Annotated in this window: 1 protein-coding gene; it reads right to left on the reverse strand. The window is 70.5% G+C overall.

Annotation, left to right across the window (positions count from 1 at the left end):
• Positions 1–271 (reverse strand): Mu transposase domain-containing protein (locus Q7A36_RS41370; RefSeq protein ID WP_408903922.1); only part of this gene is annotated, 271 nt, incomplete at both ends.

The following is a 271-nucleotide window of genomic DNA, read 5'->3' on the forward strand; positions in this document are numbered from 1 at the left end:
CGGGTGGGCGGCGATCAGCGTGCTGGCCTCGAGGATCTGCACCGCGGTGGCAGTGACCTGGACCTCGACGGGCCGTTTGCGGGTGCCGTCAGGCACCGAGTTGAGGTTGCCGCCGACCGAGACCATGCCCTCGCGGGTAATGCGGCGCTCGAGGCGGAGCACGGCGTTGTAGGGGCCGGCCGGCAGGCTCTTGAGGGAGGGTCGTTCCTCGGCGAAGTGCTCGGCGACGATCCGCCCGGTGGTACCATGCAGGCGGCGATTGGCGACCTGA

Origin of the sequence: Paracraurococcus lichenis, assembly GCF_030657435.1 — a bacterium.
In the GTDB taxonomy this organism is placed as follows: Bacteria; Pseudomonadota; Alphaproteobacteria; order Acetobacterales; family Acetobacteraceae; genus Paracraurococcus; species Paracraurococcus lichenis.